Source organism: Phyllobacterium sp. SB3 (genome assembly GCF_040009165.1).
Classification (GTDB): domain Bacteria; phylum Pseudomonadota; class Alphaproteobacteria; order Rhizobiales; family Rhizobiaceae; genus Phyllobacterium.
In genome coordinates this window covers 1-1,274 of the sequence record NZ_JBDYKI010000026.1, presented here as the reverse complement: position 1 = coordinate 1,274, position 1,274 = coordinate 1, and the positions used below count along the sequence as shown (strand labels likewise).

At 52.4% G+C, this 1,274-nt stretch carries 2 tRNA genes and 1 rRNA gene; all 3 read right to left on the bottom strand.

What is annotated here, in order from left to right:
• Nucleotides 1-386: ribosomal RNA gene (locus ABKW30_RS29225) — 23S ribosomal RNA — on the bottom strand; the annotation flags it as partial.
• A gap of 389 nt (nucleotides 387-775) precedes the next feature.
• Nucleotides 776-851, bottom strand: a tRNA-Ala gene (locus tag ABKW30_RS29220).
• 16 nt (nucleotides 852-867) lie between these two features.
• Nucleotides 868-944, bottom strand: a tRNA-Ile gene (locus ABKW30_RS29215).
• Between the last annotated feature and the right edge of the window lie 330 nt (nucleotides 945-1,274).

Genomic DNA, 1,274 nt, shown 5'->3' with positions numbered 1-1,274 from the left:
CGGGTTCGCTTCTAACCCCTATGTATTCGAAAGTTAGATACCTTATTACGATATCTAGAAATCATTTTAGTTCTCAGTTTCGCTCACGCGCCATATCGCCCCTGCCGGGACGGGCGCTGCGCGGGCGCGGCCAAAAATGGCCGACGACCTAGCGGTCTGTATGGGCAAACACTCGCCTTCGTTGCCGAAGGGAGCCATCCATACAAAGCCTGTAAGCTCATCATCCAACCAAACTGATTTTCTAGATATCTAAGGTGGGTTTCCCCATTCGGAAATCGTCGGATCAAAGGGTATTCGCACCTCCCCGACGCTTATCGCAGCGTATCACGTCCTTCATCGCCTGTGCATGCCAAGGCATCCACCAAATGCCCTTAAGACACTTGATCATTCTCATTGCCAATATCCATCCTTGCCTTAAAGGGCATCATGCCTCCGTGGGGGATACCAACGGACAACAAAACACCCAGCAACAATCGATTTGACAAAAAAGACCAGCTTCTCGAGATAAATCCGATGGCTCTGCGGTTAAGCGGCCAATCATAAGTCAGAGGCTTTTGATGAGCACCCCTGACGACATTACCCGGCGTTCACGGCCATAAGGCCTGCAGATCAGCACCAAAAGGCGCAAACCCTTGAACATCCGGAATAATCCGAACTTATCTTCTCTTCACAATTTCATACAGAACACGCAAACGTCAGACACAAAGCCAAACACTTGCAAACTTGCTTCTTCTCTCACATGATATTTGCCTTCATCGTCCATCTCCAAAACCTTTGGTGGAGGCGGACGGGATCGAACCGACGACCCCCTGCTTGCAAAGCAGGTGCTCTCCCAGCTGAGCTACGCCCCCGTAAGGTATAGGAATATGGTGGGCCTGGGAGGACTTGAACCTCCGACCTCACGCTTATCAAGCGCGCGCTCTAACCAACTGAGCTACAAGCCCGAAAGCTATACTGGCTTAAGCGCCAATACAGCGCGCTAGCGCGTCGCGGCTCGTGCCGCGCCCCCGCGGAGCGCCAGCCCGTAAAGGGCGGTACGGCGCGCGAGCGCGTATCATGTGGAAGAAAGAGAAACGTAGGCGGCAGTCCGCGCATTGTATGCACGATTGTCAGGCTGACTGGCCTGCAATCTTTGTTCTAACAAGAGGTCTATACATGGTTCCGTTAGCTTACCCAAAAAGTCATACAACTTTTTGGGCAACGGAACGTCCGTGATGAGACATCTTCCTTAGAAAGGAGGTGATCCAGCCGCAGGTTCCCCTACGGCTACCTTG